At 60.9% G+C, this 16269-nt stretch carries 13 protein-coding genes; 12 read left to right on the plus strand and 1 reads right to left on the minus strand.

What is annotated here, in order from left to right; all coding sequences use genetic code 11:
• Positions 1 to 56 precede the first annotated feature (56 nt).
• From rpsR to carB, 10 genes are all read left to right on the plus strand, one after another.
• The gene (gene rpsR, locus DW195_RS03880; RefSeq protein WP_006235829.1) at positions 57 to 323 is read left to right on the plus strand and encodes a 30S ribosomal protein S18; all 267 of its coding nucleotides are present in this window, start codon (positions 57 to 59) and stop codon (positions 321 to 323) included.
• A gap of 15 nt (positions 324 to 338) precedes the next feature.
• The gene (rplI, locus tag DW195_RS03885) at positions 339 to 878 is read left to right on the plus strand and encodes a 50S ribosomal protein L9 (RefSeq protein WP_022094073.1); all 540 of its coding nucleotides are present in this window, start codon (positions 339 to 341) and stop codon (positions 876 to 878) included.
• Positions 879 to 1096: 218 nt separating this feature from the next.
• On the plus strand, positions 1097 to 2494 hold the full coding sequence (gene dnaB, locus DW195_RS03890; protein ID WP_118205907.1) for a replicative DNA helicase: 1398 nt from the start codon (positions 1097 to 1099) through the stop codon (positions 2492 to 2494).
• Between the two features lie 93 nt (positions 2495 to 2587).
• Positions 2588 to 3874: an adenylosuccinate synthase gene (locus DW195_RS03895; protein ID WP_118205908.1), complete on the plus strand. Its 1287-nt coding sequence runs from the start codon at positions 2588 to 2590 to the stop codon at positions 3872 to 3874.
• A 118-nt stretch (positions 3875 to 3992) separates the two neighbouring features.
• Entirely contained in the window at positions 3993 to 5297 is a 1305-nt protein-coding gene (gene purD, locus DW195_RS03900; protein WP_118205909.1) for a phosphoribosylamine--glycine ligase, read from the plus strand.
• 21 nt (positions 5298 to 5318) lie between these two features.
• Positions 5319 to 6014 carry an NUDIX domain-containing protein gene (locus tag DW195_RS03905; RefSeq protein ID WP_195232596.1) on the plus strand — a complete coding sequence of 232 codons (696 nt, stop codon included), beginning with the start codon at positions 5319 to 5321 and terminating at the stop codon, positions 6012 to 6014.
• Positions 6015 to 6198: 184 nt separating this feature from the next.
• Complete coding sequence (locus tag DW195_RS03910; RefSeq protein ID WP_118205910.1) at positions 6199 to 7971, plus strand: ABC transporter ATP-binding protein; 1773 nt, start codon at positions 6199 to 6201, stop codon at positions 7969 to 7971.
• A 19-nt stretch (positions 7972 to 7990) separates the two neighbouring features.
• Positions 7991 to 8950: a hypothetical protein gene (locus DW195_RS03915; protein ID WP_118205911.1), complete on the plus strand. Its 960-nt coding sequence runs from the start codon at positions 7991 to 7993 to the stop codon at positions 8948 to 8950.
• 209 nt (positions 8951 to 9159) lie between these two features.
• Entirely contained in the window at positions 9160 to 10605 is a 1446-nt protein-coding gene (gene carA / locus DW195_RS03920; RefSeq protein ID WP_118205912.1) for a glutamine-hydrolyzing carbamoyl-phosphate synthase small subunit, read from the plus strand.
• 1 nt (position 10606) lies between these two features.
• Positions 10607 to 13921, plus strand: coding sequence for a carbamoyl-phosphate synthase large subunit (carB, locus tag DW195_RS03925; RefSeq protein ID WP_118205913.1), 3315 nt, complete (start codon positions 10607 to 10609; stop codon positions 13919 to 13921).
• A gap of 222 nt (positions 13922 to 14143) precedes the next feature.
• Here the strand turns inward: carB and DW195_RS03930 are convergent, their stop codons facing one another.
• Positions 14144 to 14926 carry a GntR family transcriptional regulator gene (locus DW195_RS03930; protein WP_158551165.1) on the minus strand — a complete coding sequence of 261 codons (783 nt, stop codon included), beginning with the start codon at positions 14924 to 14926 and terminating at the stop codon, positions 14144 to 14146.
• Between the two features lie 308 nt (positions 14927 to 15234).
• Here DW195_RS03930 and DW195_RS03935 point away from each other — a divergent pair, with 308 nt between their 5' ends.
• Positions 15235 to 15669 carry a PTS sugar transporter subunit IIA gene (locus DW195_RS03935; RefSeq protein ID WP_089572603.1) on the plus strand — a complete coding sequence of 145 codons (435 nt, stop codon included), beginning with the start codon at positions 15235 to 15237 and terminating at the stop codon, positions 15667 to 15669.
• Positions 15670 to 15748: 79 nt separating this feature from the next.
• Positions 15749 to 16237: a PTS sugar transporter subunit IIB gene (locus DW195_RS03940; RefSeq protein WP_118205914.1), complete on the plus strand. Its 489-nt coding sequence runs from the start codon at positions 15749 to 15751 to the stop codon at positions 16235 to 16237.
• Positions 16238 to 16269 lie beyond the last annotated feature (32 nt).

Genomic DNA, 16269 nt, shown 5'->3' on the forward strand with positions numbered 1-16269 from the left:
TTTGAGTGAGAGGCGGCTTCGGTTCGCCGAAGTTGCCAAATGAAAGGTATTTTGACATGGCTAATGATTTTTCTGCACGTCAGCCGCGTCGTAAGTACTGCCAGTTCTGCAAGGAGAACACTGAGTTCATCGACTATAAGGACACTCAGCTTCTCCGTAAGTACATGACCGACCGTGGCAAGATCAAGCCCCGTCGCGTCACTGGCGCTTGCACGCAGCATCAGCATGACATCGCCAACGCCATCAAGCGCGCCCGCGAGATGGCTCTCCTGCCGTACACCGTCCCCGTGGTTTCCTCTCGTGGCAACCGCGATCGCGGCTAAGAAGGGAGACGCATCATGAAGGTTATTCTTCTCGATGAGATCAAGGGCAAGGGCGGCGAGGGTGACGTCGTAGAGGTCGCTCAGGGTTACGCTGAGAACTTCCTGTTCCCCAAGAAGCTCGCTGTTGCCGCCACCAAGGGCAACCTCAAGCAGCTTGACGAGCGTCGCAACAACATCGCCAAGCGCGAGGCCGTCCGTCTGGCTACCGCCAACGAGACCAAGGCTGCCTTTGAGGGCAAGACGGTCACCGTTGACGTCAAGGTCGGCGACGAGGGCATCCTCTTTGGCTCCGTTACCGCCGCTATGATCGCTGACGCCATCAAGGCTCAGCTCGGTATGGACATCGACCGCAAGCGCGTCGAGCTCGGTAAGCCCATCAAGGTTGCCGGTGCCCACACCGTTGCCATCTCGCTGTACCGCGAGATCAAGGCCGAGGTTGTCGTTCTCGTCGGCGTTACCGCCGAGGAGCTCGCTGCCGAGGCTGAGGTCGAGGAGGCCGCTGAGGTCGCCGAGGCCGAGACCGCCGAGGTCGAGACTGAGGCTGCTGCCGAGTAGCATTTGCTGCAACGCAACAATCTTGTTCTAAGAAGGGCGCTCTGGGAAACCAGGGCGCCCTTTTGTTTTTTGCGCTGAGTGAGTTTCATGGTGAACGTTGCGTCGAAGTCCTATATACAGGACCGTTCATCCGTTTGGTTCGGTGATGATTGGCGGCGCGCGGCGCGTTTTGGGACCGTGGCTGATACTATGGATGCTCGCAAGCGATATGAATGAGGATGCTCATGGCATATGACGATAGGGAGACCGGGCTGACGGTTGAGGACCGCGGCTCCAAGTTGGGTCTTCCCCAAAACCAAGATGCAGAGGCCAATGTACTGGCCGCTATGCTGCTATCGCCCGAGGTGGTCGAAGAGGCCCAGGTCGAGCTGCAGCCCGATGACTTCTACCGGCCCATTCATAAGACCATCTATACCGCGATGGTCGATATGTACAACAGCCGCATTCCCATCGACTCCATCTCGCTGATCGATTACCTGCGAAGCATCAACAAGCTTGATGCCGTGGGCGGCGAGGCCTACATTTTGGAGTTGATGGGTCAGACCCTGTCGCTCGTCAACTGGCAGCACCATGCCGCTATCGTTCGCCGCGATTCGATGCTGCGTGAGCTGATCGGCGCCACCAACGAGATCAACGCGCTGGCCTATAACGCTCCCACCGATACCAAAGAGGTCGTGGAGCTGGCCGAGAGCAAGTTGCTCAAGGTCACGGCGCGCGAGGTCAAGTCGAGCTACAAGACGCTGACCGAGTTTATGGTCGAGGCCTATAACGAGGCCGAGGAAGTGTGCCAGGCAGGCGGCCAGGCTGCGGGCGTGCCCACGGGCTTCCCGTCGCTCGACCGCATGCTCATGGGTTTTCGCGAGGGCCAGCTCATCATCATCGGCGCCCGCCCTGCTGTGGGTAAGACGTCGTTCGCCCTGAATCTGGCGCTCAACGCTGCCGCTGCCGGTTATACCGTCGGCTTCTTCTCTCTGGAGATGTCGGGCAAGGAAATTGCCCAGCGCCTGATTTGCGCCTACGCCATGATCTCGATCAGCGACTTCCGTACGGGTCGCATTAGCCCCGAGCAGTGGGCCAATATCAACGAGGCCACGCAGACCTTGTCCAAGCTCGATATTCTGATTGACGATACGCCCGGCACCACGGTGACCGAGATCCGCGCCAAGAGCCGCCGCATGCTCCACAACAAGGAGAAGGCCATCATCATCCTGGACTACCTGCAGCTGGTGAGTCCTCCGCCTGGACGTCGCTCCGAGAGCCGTACCGTCGAGGTCTCCGAGATGTCGCGTGGTCTGAAGATCATGGCCAAGGAGCTCAAGATCCCGCTCATCGCGCTGTCGCAGCTCTCGCGTCAGGTCGAATCCCGTACCGGCAAGCGTCCGCAGCTTTCCGACCTTCGTGAATCGGGCTCCATCGAGCAAGACGCCGATATCGTTATGTTCTTGGATCGCTCCGCCGACGAGGCCGAAGCCTCGCGCGACGATCGACCCGACGAGGGCGTTACGCGTATCGTCGTGGCCAAGAACCGTTCGGGCCCGATCGGCGACGTCGACCTGATGTTCCTGCCGGCATCCACCAAGTTCTATGAGCTTGATGGGGCACATGCCGAGGAGTAGGACAGGCGCCCGTTGCACGGGTATACTGGGAATGTTTTGTGCTTCTGCGTGCCGGCGTGGCGCGTAGACAGTCCATGAATGTAAGGAGTAAACATGCCGTCAACCGTTTTGGTCGGTGCCCAGTGGGGCGATGAGGGCAAGGGTAAGATTTGCGACCTGGTCGCCGGCGACTTCGATGCCGTCGTGCGCTACTCGGGCGGCAACAACGCCGGCCACACCATCGTCGTCAACGGCAAGAAGTACGGCCTGCACCAGGTGCCTTCCGGCATCATGTATTCCGACCACGTGTCGGTGATCGGTAACGGCTGCGTCGTCAACCCCAAGGTTGTCCTTGAGGAGATCGACATGTTCGAGGCCGACGGCATCACCACCAAGAACCTCAAGATTAGCGGCAACGCGCATGTCATCATGCCGTACCACATCGATCTGGATGGCGCCTTTGAGCAGAAGCTCGGCAAGAAGAACATCGGTACCACCAAGCGCGGTATCGGTCCGTGCTATCAGGACAAGATGGCCCGCATTGGTCTGCGCATGCAGGACATGCTGGACGAGACGCTGTTCCGCGACAAGCTGGAGACCGCTCTCGCCCGCGTGAACCCCGAGCTCGAGCTCATCTACAACCTGCCCACCTACACCGTGGACCAGATTTGCGACGAGTACCTGCCGATGGCCGAGCGCCTGCGTCCCTACATCACCGAGACGAGCCTGCTGCTCAACAACATGATCGATGAGGGCAAGAACCTGCTGTTTGAGGGCGCCCAGGCCACGCTACTCGACATCGACCACGGCACCTATCCGTACGTGACGTCTTCCAACTGCACCGCCGGCGGCGCCATCACCGGCTCCGGCGTGGGCATGAAGAACGTCGACCGCGTGCTGGGCGTCATGAAGGCCTATATCACCCGCGTCGGTTCGGGCCCCATGCCCACCGAGCTTTCCTATGAGTCCGAGGCCGGCCACACGCTGACCGAGGAGGGCTATGAGTACGGCGTGACCACCGGTCGCCGTCGTCTTTGCGGCTGGTTTGACGGCCCCATCGCCAACTATGCCTCGCGCGTCAACGGCCTCACCGACATTGCCGTGACCAAGCTCGACGTGCTTTCGGCCTTCGACACCATCAAGGTGTGCGTGGCCTACGACGTCGATGGCGAGCGCTACACCAGCGTGCCCGAGCATCAGGTGCGCTTTGAGCATGCCAAGCCCATCTACGAGGAGCTCCCCGGCTGGAAGTGCGACATCACCGGTTGCCGTAGCTTTGACGAGCTGCCGCAGGAGGCTCAGGACTATGTGGCGTTTATCGAGGATCTGGCACACACCCGCGTGACGTTTATTGGCGTTGGCGCTGGTCGCGAGCAGATCATCAACCGATTCTGGAAGTAATCGGGACTATTTGGTTATTGCGATATACCCCTTTGCAGCCCGGACGGGCGGCCGAGGGGTATATTTGCTTGCAAAGGGCTCGCGTGGAGCGGGCCGTTAATCCATAGAGGAGGCACCCTTGAAGGCGGACACTCAAACCATCGACATCCTGTTGTTGGGCAGCGGCGGCCGTGAGCATGCTTTGGCAGCTAAGCTCGCAGCATCACCGCGCGCCGGCAAGCTCTACATTGCGCCGGGTAACGGCGGCACCGCGAGCTGTGGCGAGAACGTTGTTCTCGACGACTGCGATCCTGCGGCCGTGGCGGCGTTTGCGCAGAGCCATGGATGCGGACTCGTGGTAATTGGCCCCGAGGCTCCGCTCGTGGCGGGCGTGGCCGACGCCGTGCGCGCGGCGGGTATTCCCTGCTTTGGCCCGGGTGCCGAGGGCGCCCAGATGGAGGGCTCCAAGCTGTTCTCCAAGCAGCTCATGGAGCGGGCCGGCATTCCGACGGCCGCCTACGGCTCGTTTACCGACGAGGCTTCGGCTCTTGCCTATGTGCGTGAGCAGGGCGCTCCGCTGGTCGTCAAGGCCGACGGCCTTGCCGCGGGCAAGGGCGTTATCGTGGCAACCGAGCTTGCGCAGGCCGAGGAGGCCGTGCGTGAGTGTTTTGGCGGCACCTTTGGCGATGCCGGCAGCACCGTGGTTATCGAGGAGATGCTGACCGGCCCCGAGTGCTCGCTGCTGGCCTTTACCGACGGCAAGACCGTGCGCCCCATGGCCACCTCGCAGGACCACAAGCGCGCGCTCGAGGGCGACAAGGGCCCCAACACCGGCGGCATGGGCGTCTACAGCCCGGTGCCCATCGTGACCGACGAGGAACACGCCACCATGGTGAAGGTCATGGAGCAGACCGTGGCCGAGCTCGCTGCCGAGGGCATCGACTACCGCGGCTGCCTGTACGGCGGCTTTATGCTCACGCCTGCCGGTCCCAAGGTACTGGAGTTCAATGCCCGCTTTGGCGATCCCGAGACTCAGGTCGTGCTGCCGCGCCTTAAGAACGACCTGGTTGAGGTCATGCTCGCCTGCGCCAACTGCGAACTCGATCAGATTGAACTCGACTGGCGCGACGAGTGGGCCGTGGCCGTTGTACTGACGAGTGCGGGCTACCCCGGCAGCTACGAGAAAGGCAAGGTCATCACCGGTATCGCCGACGCCGAGGCCATGGAGAACGTGACCGTGTACCATGCCGGCACCGCCGTGGTGGATGGCCAGCTTGTGACCAACGGCGGCCGCGTGCTTGCCGTGACCGCGCTGGGCGATACGTTTGAGAACGCTCGCAACCTTGCCTACGAGGCTTGCGAGAAGATTGATTTTGAGGGCAAGACCCTGCGTCACGACATTGGCCTGCGTGCGCTGCGCGGCCGCGACGCCTGGGATGCCTAAAATCCGAGAGGAATGAGACGGATGGACGAGAAGAACGAAGAACTCGTGGACGCGCAGATCGTCGAGGAGGACAGCCGCATGTATGGGCACGCCGAGGGCGAGCCTGGTGGCGAGGTCGCTGACGAGCCGGCGCTGGTGCTGGGCGACGACGACCCGCACGATGCCGAGCTGCACGAGAAGATTCTTTCGGAGGAGTGCGCCTGGAAGGGCAAGATCCTCGACGTCCACCGTCTTGAGGTTGAGCTGCCCAACGGTCACCGCAGCGCCCGCGATATCGTTCGCCATCCGGGTGCGGCGGCCGTTGTGGCACTGACCGAGAGCGGCAAGATCGTACTGGTGCGTCAGTACCGCACCGCCATCGACCGCGTGACGGTCGAGATTCCCGCCGGCAAGCTCGACCCGGGCGAGGACCCGCTCGATTGCGCCAAGCGCGAACTGCATGAGGAGACGGGCTTTAGGGCTGGTCGTATTCGCTTTTTGACGTCGATTGTCACGTCCTGCGGTTTTTGCGATGAGATCATCCACATCTACTTGGCTACCAAGCTCGAGTTTGATGCGCCCAACCCCGATGATGACGAGTTTGTCAACGTTGACCTGGTGCCGCTGCACGAGCTGATCGACGCCGTGCTCGACGGCAAGATCGAAGACGCCAAGACCGTCGTGGGCGCCTTGGCCTGCGATAGCATCGCGCATCGCCTTGGGGGCGCGGAGCTTTAACGAGCGGGAATGATCCCGCAGGTTTGTGTAAGTCAGCGAAAGTGCTCCATTTGAGACAAGGTGGCCTAAAAGAGGAGGGAAGCGTATGGATATACGCGACCGACGATTGAAGGCCAGATTGTCCAAATGGGGCGCTTGCAGCGTCGAGACGAAACGCGGTTTGGTAAAACCGCGTAAGGTGATTATGCTGAAGAGGTTTCTTTCGTACTACAAGCCCCAGATGGGGCTTTTTGTTGCTGATACTGTTTGTGCTCTGGTGCTTGCCGCCATTGACCTGGCGTTCCCCATTATCCTGCGCAATTTGACCGGTGGGCTCTTTACTCAGGGTCAGGCTGTCATTATGCAGGCGCTCGGCATGATTGCGGTGGGCTTGGTGCTGATGTATGCCGCCCGCTGCGCCTGCCGCTATTTTGTGAGCTATTGGGGTCACGTGATGGGCGCGCGTATGGAGTCCAAGATGCGCGAGGACCTGTTTGACCAGTATGAGCGCTTTAGCTTTGCGTACTTTGACCGCAACAGCTCGGGCGACATGATGAGCCGCGTGGTCAACGACCTGTTCGATATCTGCGAGGCGGCGCACCACGTGCCCGAGTGGATCATCATCTGCGGCATCGAGATTATCGGCTCGTTTGTGATCCTCTTTACCATCGCCCCGGTGCTGGCGCTCGCCATGGCCGTGGTGACGGCGGCGTTTGCGGTCATCATGTTTTGGCAGAACATGCGCATGCACGAGGTCTTTAGCGACAACCGCAAAAAGATCAGCGGCATCAATGCGCAGCTGCAGGATTCGCTGGCGGGCATGCGCGTGGTCAAGAGTTTTGCCAATGAGGAGACCGAACGCTTCAAGTTCCGCGCCTCCAACAATCGCTATCTTTCGTCCAAGGAGAACATGTATCACGCCATGGGCGTCTATACCGCGACGTATGGCCTGCTCTCGGGTGTGCTCTATGTGATCGTGGTGCTGCTGGGCGGCTGGCTGGTCGCCCAGGGACAGCTGCAGGCGGTCGATATGGCGACCTTTGCACTCTATATTTCGCTGTTCTGCACGCCGCTCGAGACACTCGTCAATTCGGCCGAAACGTATCAGAAGGCCATCGCCGGCTTTAAGCGCATGGACGAGGTGCTCTCGACCGCGCCGGATATCCAGGACAAGCCGGGCGCTACGGATCTGCAGGTGACTGCCGGCGCCGTGGAGTATCACGACGTGTGCTTTAACTACGAGGACGTTGAGCTGGGCGAGGGCGATGCCGAAGAGCGTCCCGTTATCGACCATATGAATCTGTCCATCAAGCCCGGGCAGACCATCGCTTTGGTTGGCCCTTCGGGCGGCGGCAAGTCCACGACCTGTTCGCTGCTGCCGCGCTTTTATGACGTGGCTGCCGGATCCATTAGCATCGACGGCCAGGACGTGCGCGATGTGACGCAGCAGAGCCTGCGTCGCGCCATCGGCCTGGTGCAGCAGGATGTCTATCTGTTTGACGGCACGATTGGCGAGAACATCGCCTACGGCAAGCCGGGCGCTACGGCAGGAGAGATCGCCGAGGCCGCCCGTCGCGCCAACATCGATGCCTTTATCGAGTCGCTTCCACAGGGTTATGACACGGTCGTGGGCGAGCGTGGCAGCCGTCTTTCGGGCGGACAGAAGCAACGCGTTGCCATTGCGCGCGTGTTTCTCAAGAACCCCAAGATCCTGATTTTGGACGAGGCGACGAGTGCTTTGGATAACGAGAGCGAGGAGGCGGTGCAGGAGTCACTCGAGGAGCTGGCACGCGGCCGTACCACAATCATCATTGCCCACCGTCTTTCGACCATTAAGCATGCCGATGAGATTGCGACCGTTGAGCATGGTCGCGTTGTGGAGCGTGGCACGCACGAGGAGCTTCTCGCCCGTGGCGGCACCTATGCCCGTTACTATCGAATGCAGTTCGAAGGTGCGCGTGCGCACGAGCTCGACTGATTGATATGACAGGAAGTTTATGGCTGACAAGAACCCTTTGACTCCGGAAGAAGTGACGGAGTTATTCTCCGAAATCGATGCATCCGGTGTCTTGGATCCCACGCTTGCCAAAAAGCGAACCGAGCGCATGCGTGAGAAGGAGGCTGCGGCCAAGCGCGGTGACAAAGCGGCGCTAGCGCAGCTGCGCAGCGAGGACCGTACGAGCCAGGCAAAACATATCGACCCGCTGTCCGAGGACGATCCTTCGGGTTCGCAGGTGAGCCATACCATTACGAAGACTGCCATGGCCGTGGTTATCGGCATCTTGGTGCTGATTCTTGGCATGCAGATTGGCTACGGTGTGATGCGACGCCTGAACACCGCGAACCTCTCCGAGAGCGTTTCGGTGGATACCGTCTCGACCGCGCTGAAGGGCGGCCTCGAGTGGGGCAACGGCTTTACGCAGTTCCCGCTCGACTTTACCGTCGATGAAGCCGATGAGCGTACGGGCACGGTCGAGGTGACGGTGTTGGACACATCGTCTGCCAACGAGCTCGAGCTGCTGTCCAACGGGCAGATTCAGGCCGCTGCGCTTGCGACCAACGCGCTGCTCAACGATAAGATCGATCGCGTGGTGTATAACGTTCACGCCTATATCGACGAGGATAGCAACATTCAGCACGATTCCTTCTTTGGCATGTTTCCCGCGCGGGGTCATCAGAGCGCCATCCTGACGTTCGTGTGGACCAAGAGCTCATCCAACGCCACGAATATCGACTGGAAGATGCGCATCGTGAGTATGGATGACACCATCGCCGAGCGCATTCAGAAGCAGGTGAACTCGGTGTCGTCGTTGATTGAGGACCCGGTGGTGAGCCAGACCAAGATTGACGAGGAAAAGGCCGAACGTGACCTGGAGCATCGTCTGCATGGCCGCGAGATTTTCCGCGGCGGCAAGCCCGATCGCACACCGTCCGATCTGCTGGAGCGGGACAAATAAGACGCCATCATCCCGCGTGAGTTACAAGCCCACGCGGGATGATTTTTAAATCCCCGTCCCAGAAAAATCATTTATGCATAGGAAGTCATAATTATCATTTCGTAAACATTTCGATGAAATTAACGCCATGGAGCATACTTGCGGTTACAATACCGCGAGGCCTAACTACCAACCTTTAAGCCGGTCCCGTGAGACCGGGAAGGAGAATTATGGCGAACAACCATACCGCGGGCACTGCTGCCCGCACCATCGCGCCCAGCGAACTTTGCCAGCGTATGCTGGCAAAAACCAGTAAGGGCATCTGCGGTCCCTGCATCCTGTACCTTGAGGATGGGACCATTTTTTATGGACGTTCATGCGGCGCCGAGGGCACCGCGACCGGCGAAGTCTGCTTCAACACCTCGCTCGAGGGCTATTTTGAGGTCATGACCGATCCGAGCTATGCCGGCCAAATCGTAACCATGACCTATCCGCAGATCGGCAACTACGGCATCGACGAGACCGACGTCCAGTCAGCCTTCCCCGGCGATGCCGCTCGCCCTGCGAGCGCTCCCGCCATGCGCGGCATGATCGTGCGCGACATGTGCGCCACGCCTTCTAACTGGCGCTCGGCCGTCAGCGTGCCGGAGTACCTGCGTGCTCACGGCATCGTCGCTATCGAGGGCGTCGACACCCGCGCTCTTGTGCGCCACCTGCGCGACAACGGCTCAAAGATGGGCATTATCTCGACCGAGATCTTCGACATCGACGAGCTTGCCGAGCGTCTGGCCGCAGCGCCGACGCTGGTGGGCGAGAATCTGGTCAAGACCGTGAGTTGCCCCGCGCCTCACGAGTTTGCAGCTGCCGACCTGCCCGCTACGCATGACTTTGCGCTTGCCCCTGCCGCTCCTGCCCGCCACAACGTGGTCGCCTACGACTGCGGCGTGAAGCGCGGCATTCTGGAGGGCCTCGTCCGCGCCGGCTGCGACCTTACTGTCGTGCCGTGGGATACGCCCGCGAGTGAGGTGCTCGACATGAATCCCGACGGCGTCTTTTTATCCAACGGACCCGGCGACCCCGATGCCGTGGTGGAGACCTACGAGCAGGTGCAGCAGCTGATCGGCAAGGTGCCGGTCTTTGGCATTTGCCTTGGTCACCAGATGATTAGCTTGGCGTGCGGCGCCCAAATGGAAAAGCTTAAATTCGGTCACCGTGGCGGTAACCAGCCGGTTATGAACCTGGTGAGCCGTCGCGTGGAGATTACCGCGCAAAACCACGGCTTTGGCCTGCTGTTCCCCAGTCTGGGCAAACTGATCCCGGAACTTTCCGGCGGCGAGACCGAGCATGTGGCCGATGGCGACCTGCGCGCCTGGGTGCGTCGCGGCATCGCGCCGGTCGTGATGAACGAGCGCTTCGGCCGTATTCGCCTGACGCACGTGAACCTCAACGACGGCACCGCTGAGGGCATCCAGCTGCTCGACGCACCGTGCTTCTCGGTGCAGTACCACCCCGAGGCCTCGCCCGGCCCCACCGATGCCCACTATCTCTTTACCGCCTTTACGCGACTCATGGACGGCGAGGAGAACTACCTGGACATCGACACCGCGAAGGACCGCCTCGCCGGCTGGAATTTCGCCGAGTCCGAGAACGCCGCGATCGAGACCGAGGAGAACTAACATGCCTAAACGTACCGACATCAAGCGTATCCTCGTCATTGGCTCGGGCCCCATCGTCATTGGCCAGGCCTGCGAGTTCGATTACTCCGGCGCCCAGGCCTGCAAGGTGCTCAAGGAGGATGGCTTTGAGGTCATCCTGGTCAACTCCAACCCGGCGACCATCATGACCGACCCGGGTCTTGCCGACCGCACCTATGTCGAGCCCATCACCGCCGAATTTATCGAGCGTGTGATCAAGAAGGAACGCCCGGACGCGCTGCTGCCCACGCTGGGCGGCCAGACCGGTCTGAATGCCGCCGTCGAGCTGGCAAAGGACGGCACACTCGACAAGTACGGCGTCGAGATGATCGGCTGTGACCTTGCCGCCATCGAGCGCGGCGAGGACCGCAAGCTCTTTAACGAGGCCATGGCCGAGATCGGCCTGGAGGTCGCGCGCTCGGGCTATGCCTACAGCGTGGCTGACGCCGAGGCCATCGCCGAGCGTGTGGGCTATCCCTGTGTGCTGCGTCCGAGCTTTACCTTGGGCGGCGCCGGTGGTGGCATCGCGCATACTCACGAGGAACTCGTCTCCATCGTGAGCCAGGGCCTTGAACTCTCGCCCGCCCATGAGGTGCTGGTCGAGGAATCCATCGAGGGTTGGAAAGAGTACGAGATGGAGGTTATGCGTGACCACGCCGGCAACGGCATCATCGTGTGCTCCATCGAGAACCTCGACCCCATGGGCGTGCATACCGGTGACTCCATCACCGTGGCGCCGGCGCAGACCCTCTCCGACCTTGAGTATCAGCGCATGCGTGTCGCCTCGCTCGCTATCTTGGAGAAGATCGGCGTCGAGACCGGTGGCTCTAACGTGCAGTTTGCCGTGAACCCCCAGACCGGCCGCCTGATCGTCATCGAGATGAACCCGCGCGTGAGTCGTTCGTCCGCGCTGGCCTCCAAGGCCACGGGCTTCCCCATCGCCAAGGCCGCCGCTCGCCTGGCCGTGGGCTATACGCTCGACGAGATCGTCAACGACATCACCAAGGCCACGCCCGCCTGCTTTGAGCCCACGATCGACTACTGTGTGGTCAAGGTGCCACGCTTTGCCTTCGAGAAGTTCAAGGGCACCGACCCCACGCTCACCACGCGCATGAAGGCCGTGGGCGAGATCATGGCGATCGGCCGCACCTTTGAGGAAGCCTTTGGCAAGGCCATGCGCTCGCTGGAGGACGGGCACCAGGGTATTTGCGCCGGTGGCAAGGAGGGCGCCGATAAGCTGAGCGACGATGAACTCGCCCAGGCCGTGGGCACCCCGACTGAGCACCGCATCTTCTTTGTGGTCGAGGCCCTGCGCCGTGGCTGGGATGTTGCGCGCATCCACACCATTTGCGGTATCGATCCGTGGTATCTCAACCGCATCAACGATATGGTGCAGGTCCAGGAGAGCATCCGCGGCCTGCGCGTGGAGGACATTGACGCCGACGCGATGCGCCTGCTCAAGCAGTATGGCACGAGCGATGCCGAGATTGCCGCGCTGACCGGCTCGGATGAGCGTTTTGTTCGCGCCTACCGCAAGGGCTTGGGCGTGGTTCCCAGCATGAAGACGGTCGACACCTGCGCCGCCGAGTTCTCGAGTGCCACGGAATACCACTATAAGACCTACGAGAACATTTACCGCACAAGCCCGGTCGCCAAGAAGTGCGTTGCCCCCGACGAGACCACGCCGGCAAGCAAGCCCAAGGCGATGATTCTGGGTGCCGGTCCCAACCGTATCGGCCAGGGTATCGAGTTCGATTACTGCTGCGTGCACGCGAGCTACGCGCTGGCGGCCCGCGGCTTCGAGACCATCATGGTCAACTGCAACCCAGAGACCGTCTCGACCGACTACGACACGTCAGACCGCCTGTACTTTGAGCCGCTCACCTACGAGGACGTCATGGACGTTATCGATGTCGAGCGCCCCGACGGCGTCGTGGTGACGCTCGGCGGCCAGACCCCGCTTAAGCTGGCGCGTATGCTCGAGGAGAGCGGCGTGAACATCATGGGTACCAAGCCCGACGCCATCGATTTTGCCGAGGACCGCGAGCGTTTTGCCGCCCTGCTCGACAAACTGGGCATTATGTATCCGCCGGCGGGTCAGGCCACCTCGTTTGAGGAGGCCGAGGTCGTTGCCGCGCACATTGGCTACCCGCTGCTGGTGCGTCCGAGCTATGTGCTGGGCGGTCGCGGCATGATGATCGCCTACGATGCCGAGCATCTGCGCGATTACATGGCCGAGGCTGCGCGCATTAGCCCTGACTACCCGGTGTATCTCGATCGCTTCCTGGAGGGTGCGATCGAGTCCGATGTCGACGCCCTGTGCGACGGCGAGGAGGTCTACATCGGCGGCATCCTGGAGCATATCGAGGAGGCCGGTATTCACTCCGGTGACTCCGCGACCTGCATTCCGCCGTTCAGCTTTAGCGAGAGCCTGCAGGCGAAGCTCCGCGAGACCACGCGCCGCATCGCGATGGCGCTGGGGGTCCGCGGCCTGGTCAACGTGCAGTATGCCATCAAGGGCGAGACCGTCTACGTGATCGAGGCCAACCCGCGCGCCAGCCGTACCGTGCCGTTCATCTCCAAGGCCACCGGCGTGCCGCTGGCCAAGTGCGCGGCGCGTATCATGGCGGGCGATTCCATCGCGAGCCTGGGCCTGCCGAGTGATGAGCGTCAGCTGGACTGGTTCTGCATGAAGGAAGCTGTCATGCCCTGGGGCCGTTTCCCGGGAGCCGACGTTATCCTGGGGCCCGAGATGAAGTCGACGGGCGAGGTCATGGGTATCGCCAAGAGCTATCCCGAGGCATACGCCAAGACGCAGCTGGCGATTGACTACAAGTTGCCCGACCCGAGTTGCGGCAAGGTGTTCATCAGCGTGTGCGACCGCGACAAGCGCCACATCCTTTCGGTCGCCCGCATCCTGCGCTACCTGGGCTTTGACATCTGCTCTACCGAGGGTACGGCGCGCGTGCTGCGCGGAGGCAACGTGACGTGTGAGGTCGTGGAAAAGATCAGCGGCCCGCACGACGGCGAGCGTCCCAACATCGGCGACCTCATCGCCGATGGCAAGATCGCGGTGATCATCAACACACCGTACGGCCCGGGCTCGCGTGGCGACGGCTACCTGCTGCGTACCGAGGCCGTGCGCCGCGGCGTGACCTGCGTGACGGCGATGTCTGCAGCCAACACATACGTGAGCGCCATCGAGGCCGTGCGCGAGGACCAGCAGGGTCACGGCAGCGCCAACGACATGGGCATGGACGTCATCGCCCTGCAGGACCTGCCGCAGCACACGGTGTAGTGTGACCTGTCCGGCCGGGGCGGGAGGGGCCGAGATTTCCCCCTTTCGCTCCGGCTGCAAGCAGAGTCGCTCAGGAGGAAACTCGGCCCCTCCCGCCCCGGCCTGCGGTGACTTGGCTGCACCGTGTGCTGCCGAAGGGGCTTTGCGCGATGACTAGGGCTGAAAAAGAAGGTGAGTGTGGGCGCCGTCGTTCGTTTGAACGACAGCGCCCACGTTTTGGATTTATTGGGCTGTGGCGGTGAAGGTTGTTTTGTCGGCGGCGATGTGCACGTGCAGCTTTGCCTGACCATCGCAGCTGATGAGCACGCCTACCTCGAACGGGGTTCCCGTCTTGTCGTAGGTCGAACGCACGATGCGCATCGCCGCCTTGCCGGTGTTCTGTCCCAAAAGGCGCGCCTCATGCTTGTCGAGGTTGACCGTCTCGTAGACGGCATCGACGCTTGCGGGCAGGATGCCGGTCTTTTCCGCGATATAGGCGTAGAGCGAGCCATCCACGTCTTTGCGCGTGAGCTCGGGGCAAAGTGACACGGGGATATAGACGTAGTTGAGCTCCATGGGTTTGTCGTTGGCGAGACGCAGGCGGCGAATCTCCCAGACGGGTGTCCCTTCGGGCACTTTGAGCCCGGAGGCGATGCCGCGGACGGCCGGTATGCTTGAAAAGGCGAGAATCTGCGAGCTCGGAACCCGTCCCGCTTCGCGCATCCGCGCGCTGAAATTCAGGGCCAGGTCGATGCCGGGTGCTGAGGTTTGGGGCTTGATGAACGTGCCCTGCCCGCGTTTGCGCACCACGCGCCCCTCGATGACGAGATCTTGGAAACAACGGCGCACGGTCGCGCGCGATAACTCCAGCCGCTCACAGATTTCGAGCTCGCGTGGCAGCGGCGTCTTGGTGTCGAACGCCTGGCTGGCGATAAGCAGAGCGATTCGATGTTTAAGTTGGACATAGAGCGGCGTATCACCGCTGCGATCGAAGGGTTCGGAGGCGAGAAACGAGATCATGTCCATGGGGTACCTCCATGTCGTGAGCATACGTGACATGGTCTGACACTGCGGGACAAACCGGTGATATCAGGCCCGATTCTTGTTGATATGTATGGTACATAAGGAACATAAAACATTTACCAGGCAATCTACCTGCTATTTTAAAAATAATTGGAAGAAAAAATAATTTAGGCACAAAAATAGTTGCTACCGTTAACCGATGAATAGTTGCCGTTCGCAACTATTTTCTTGTACCGAACATGCCCCAGCGCAACAATAATCTCGGCAAAAAGCAAAGCCGTGCGATACACGGCAGGTCGAGAGGAGACCGCATGCGGTATCTGGTAATGGTCAGTCACGGAACGCTCGCTCCCGGACTGCACAGTGTCCTCAAGATGCTCGGCAATGACGCCCCGAACATCTTGTCGACGAGTCTCGTGGACGGCATGGGCGCTGACGAGTATGTCGAGAACGTCAAGGCGATGCTCGCTCCTGTTACCGCCGATGACGAGGTTGTCCTGCTCGGTGACATCCTGGGCGGATCGCCGCTCACCAATGCTATGAACACGCTGGCCGAGAAGGGCCTGCTCGCCCACACCATTGCCTTCGGCGGTATGAATCTGCCCATGGCTATGACCGCCATGATGGGGCTTGCCACCATGGACCTGGATTCCCTCAAGCAGATGATGCTGCAGGAGGGCAAGAACGGTATGTCCGAGCTCGTGGTCCCGACCGATGACGCCGACGACGAGGACGACGACATCTAGGCAGCGCATCCGCCCCAATTTTTGTGATGGAGCGGGGGTTAAGAGGAAAGACCCCCGGTGATAAGGAAAGGGAGAACGCATGATTTCGTTCATCCGCATTGACGACCGTATGATCCATGGACAGACCGTTACCCGTTGGGCCCTCGAGTATCCCTGCGACGGTCTTATCGCCGTCAACGACGCCGCGGCGTCCAATCCCGTGCTCAAGGAGGCCTACAAGAGTGCCTCGGGCAAGAAGACGTTCGTGTGGACCAAGGAGCACTTCAAGGAGGTCTCCGAGAAGGTTATCAAGTCTCCGACCAAGTACTTCCTGATTACCAAGAACCCGCAGGACATGAAGGAGCTTCTCGTCGACTTCGGGTTCGATCCGGGTATGCGCCATATCATCGTCGGCCCCTGCAACGACCGTCCCGGCGCCACCAAACTCGGCAACAACCAGTCGATCACGCAGGAAGAGGCCCAGGCGCTCGAGGATCTCACCAACGCCGGCTACACGGTCGAGTTCGCCCTTATCAAGGAGAAATCCATTGGTGAGTGGCCCAAGTTCCGCGGTCAGTTTGGCTTCTAGTTAGGCGCCAGCTGCATTTTGGTACCTACAGC

This window comes from Collinsella sp. AM17-1, assembly GCF_003470665.1.
Classification (GTDB): Bacteria; Actinomycetota; Coriobacteriia; order Coriobacteriales; family Coriobacteriaceae; genus Collinsella.

Excerpts from the sequence above, each read along its gene's own strand:
- rpsR (WP_006235829.1), top strand. The coding sequence starts at position 57 with ATGGCTAATGATTTTTCTGCACGTCAGCCGCGTCGTAAGTACTGCCAG.
- rplI (WP_022094073.1), top strand. The coding sequence starts at position 339 with ATGAAGGTTATTCTTCTCGATGAGATCAAGGGCAAGGGCGGCGAGGGT.
- dnaB (WP_118205907.1), top strand. The coding sequence starts at position 1,097 with ATGCTCATGGCATATGACGATAGGGAGACCGGGCTGACGGTTGAGGAC.
- DW195_RS03895 (WP_118205908.1), top strand. The coding sequence starts at position 2,588 with ATGCCGTCAACCGTTTTGGTCGGTGCCCAGTGGGGCGATGAGGGCAAG.
- DW195_RS03905 (WP_195232596.1), top strand. The coding sequence starts at position 5,319 with ATGGACGAGAAGAACGAAGAACTCGTGGACGCGCAGATCGTCGAGGAG.
- DW195_RS03910 (WP_118205910.1), top strand. The coding sequence starts at position 6,199 with ATGCTGAAGAGGTTTCTTTCGTACTACAAGCCCCAGATGGGGCTTTTT.
- DW195_RS03915 (WP_118205911.1), top strand. The coding sequence starts at position 7,991 with ATGGCTGACAAGAACCCTTTGACTCCGGAAGAAGTGACGGAGTTATTC.
- carA (WP_118205912.1), top strand. The coding sequence starts at position 9,160 with ATGGCGAACAACCATACCGCGGGCACTGCTGCCCGCACCATCGCGCCC.
- carB (WP_118205913.1), top strand. The coding sequence starts at position 10,607 with ATGCCTAAACGTACCGACATCAAGCGTATCCTCGTCATTGGCTCGGGC.
- DW195_RS03930 (WP_158551165.1), bottom strand. The coding sequence starts at position 14,926 with ATGGACATGATCTCGTTTCTCGCCTCCGAACCCTTCGATCGCAGCGGT.
- DW195_RS03935 (WP_089572603.1), top strand. The coding sequence starts at position 15,235 with ATGCGGTATCTGGTAATGGTCAGTCACGGAACGCTCGCTCCCGGACTG.
- DW195_RS03940 (WP_118205914.1), top strand. The coding sequence starts at position 15,749 with ATGATTTCGTTCATCCGCATTGACGACCGTATGATCCATGGACAGACC.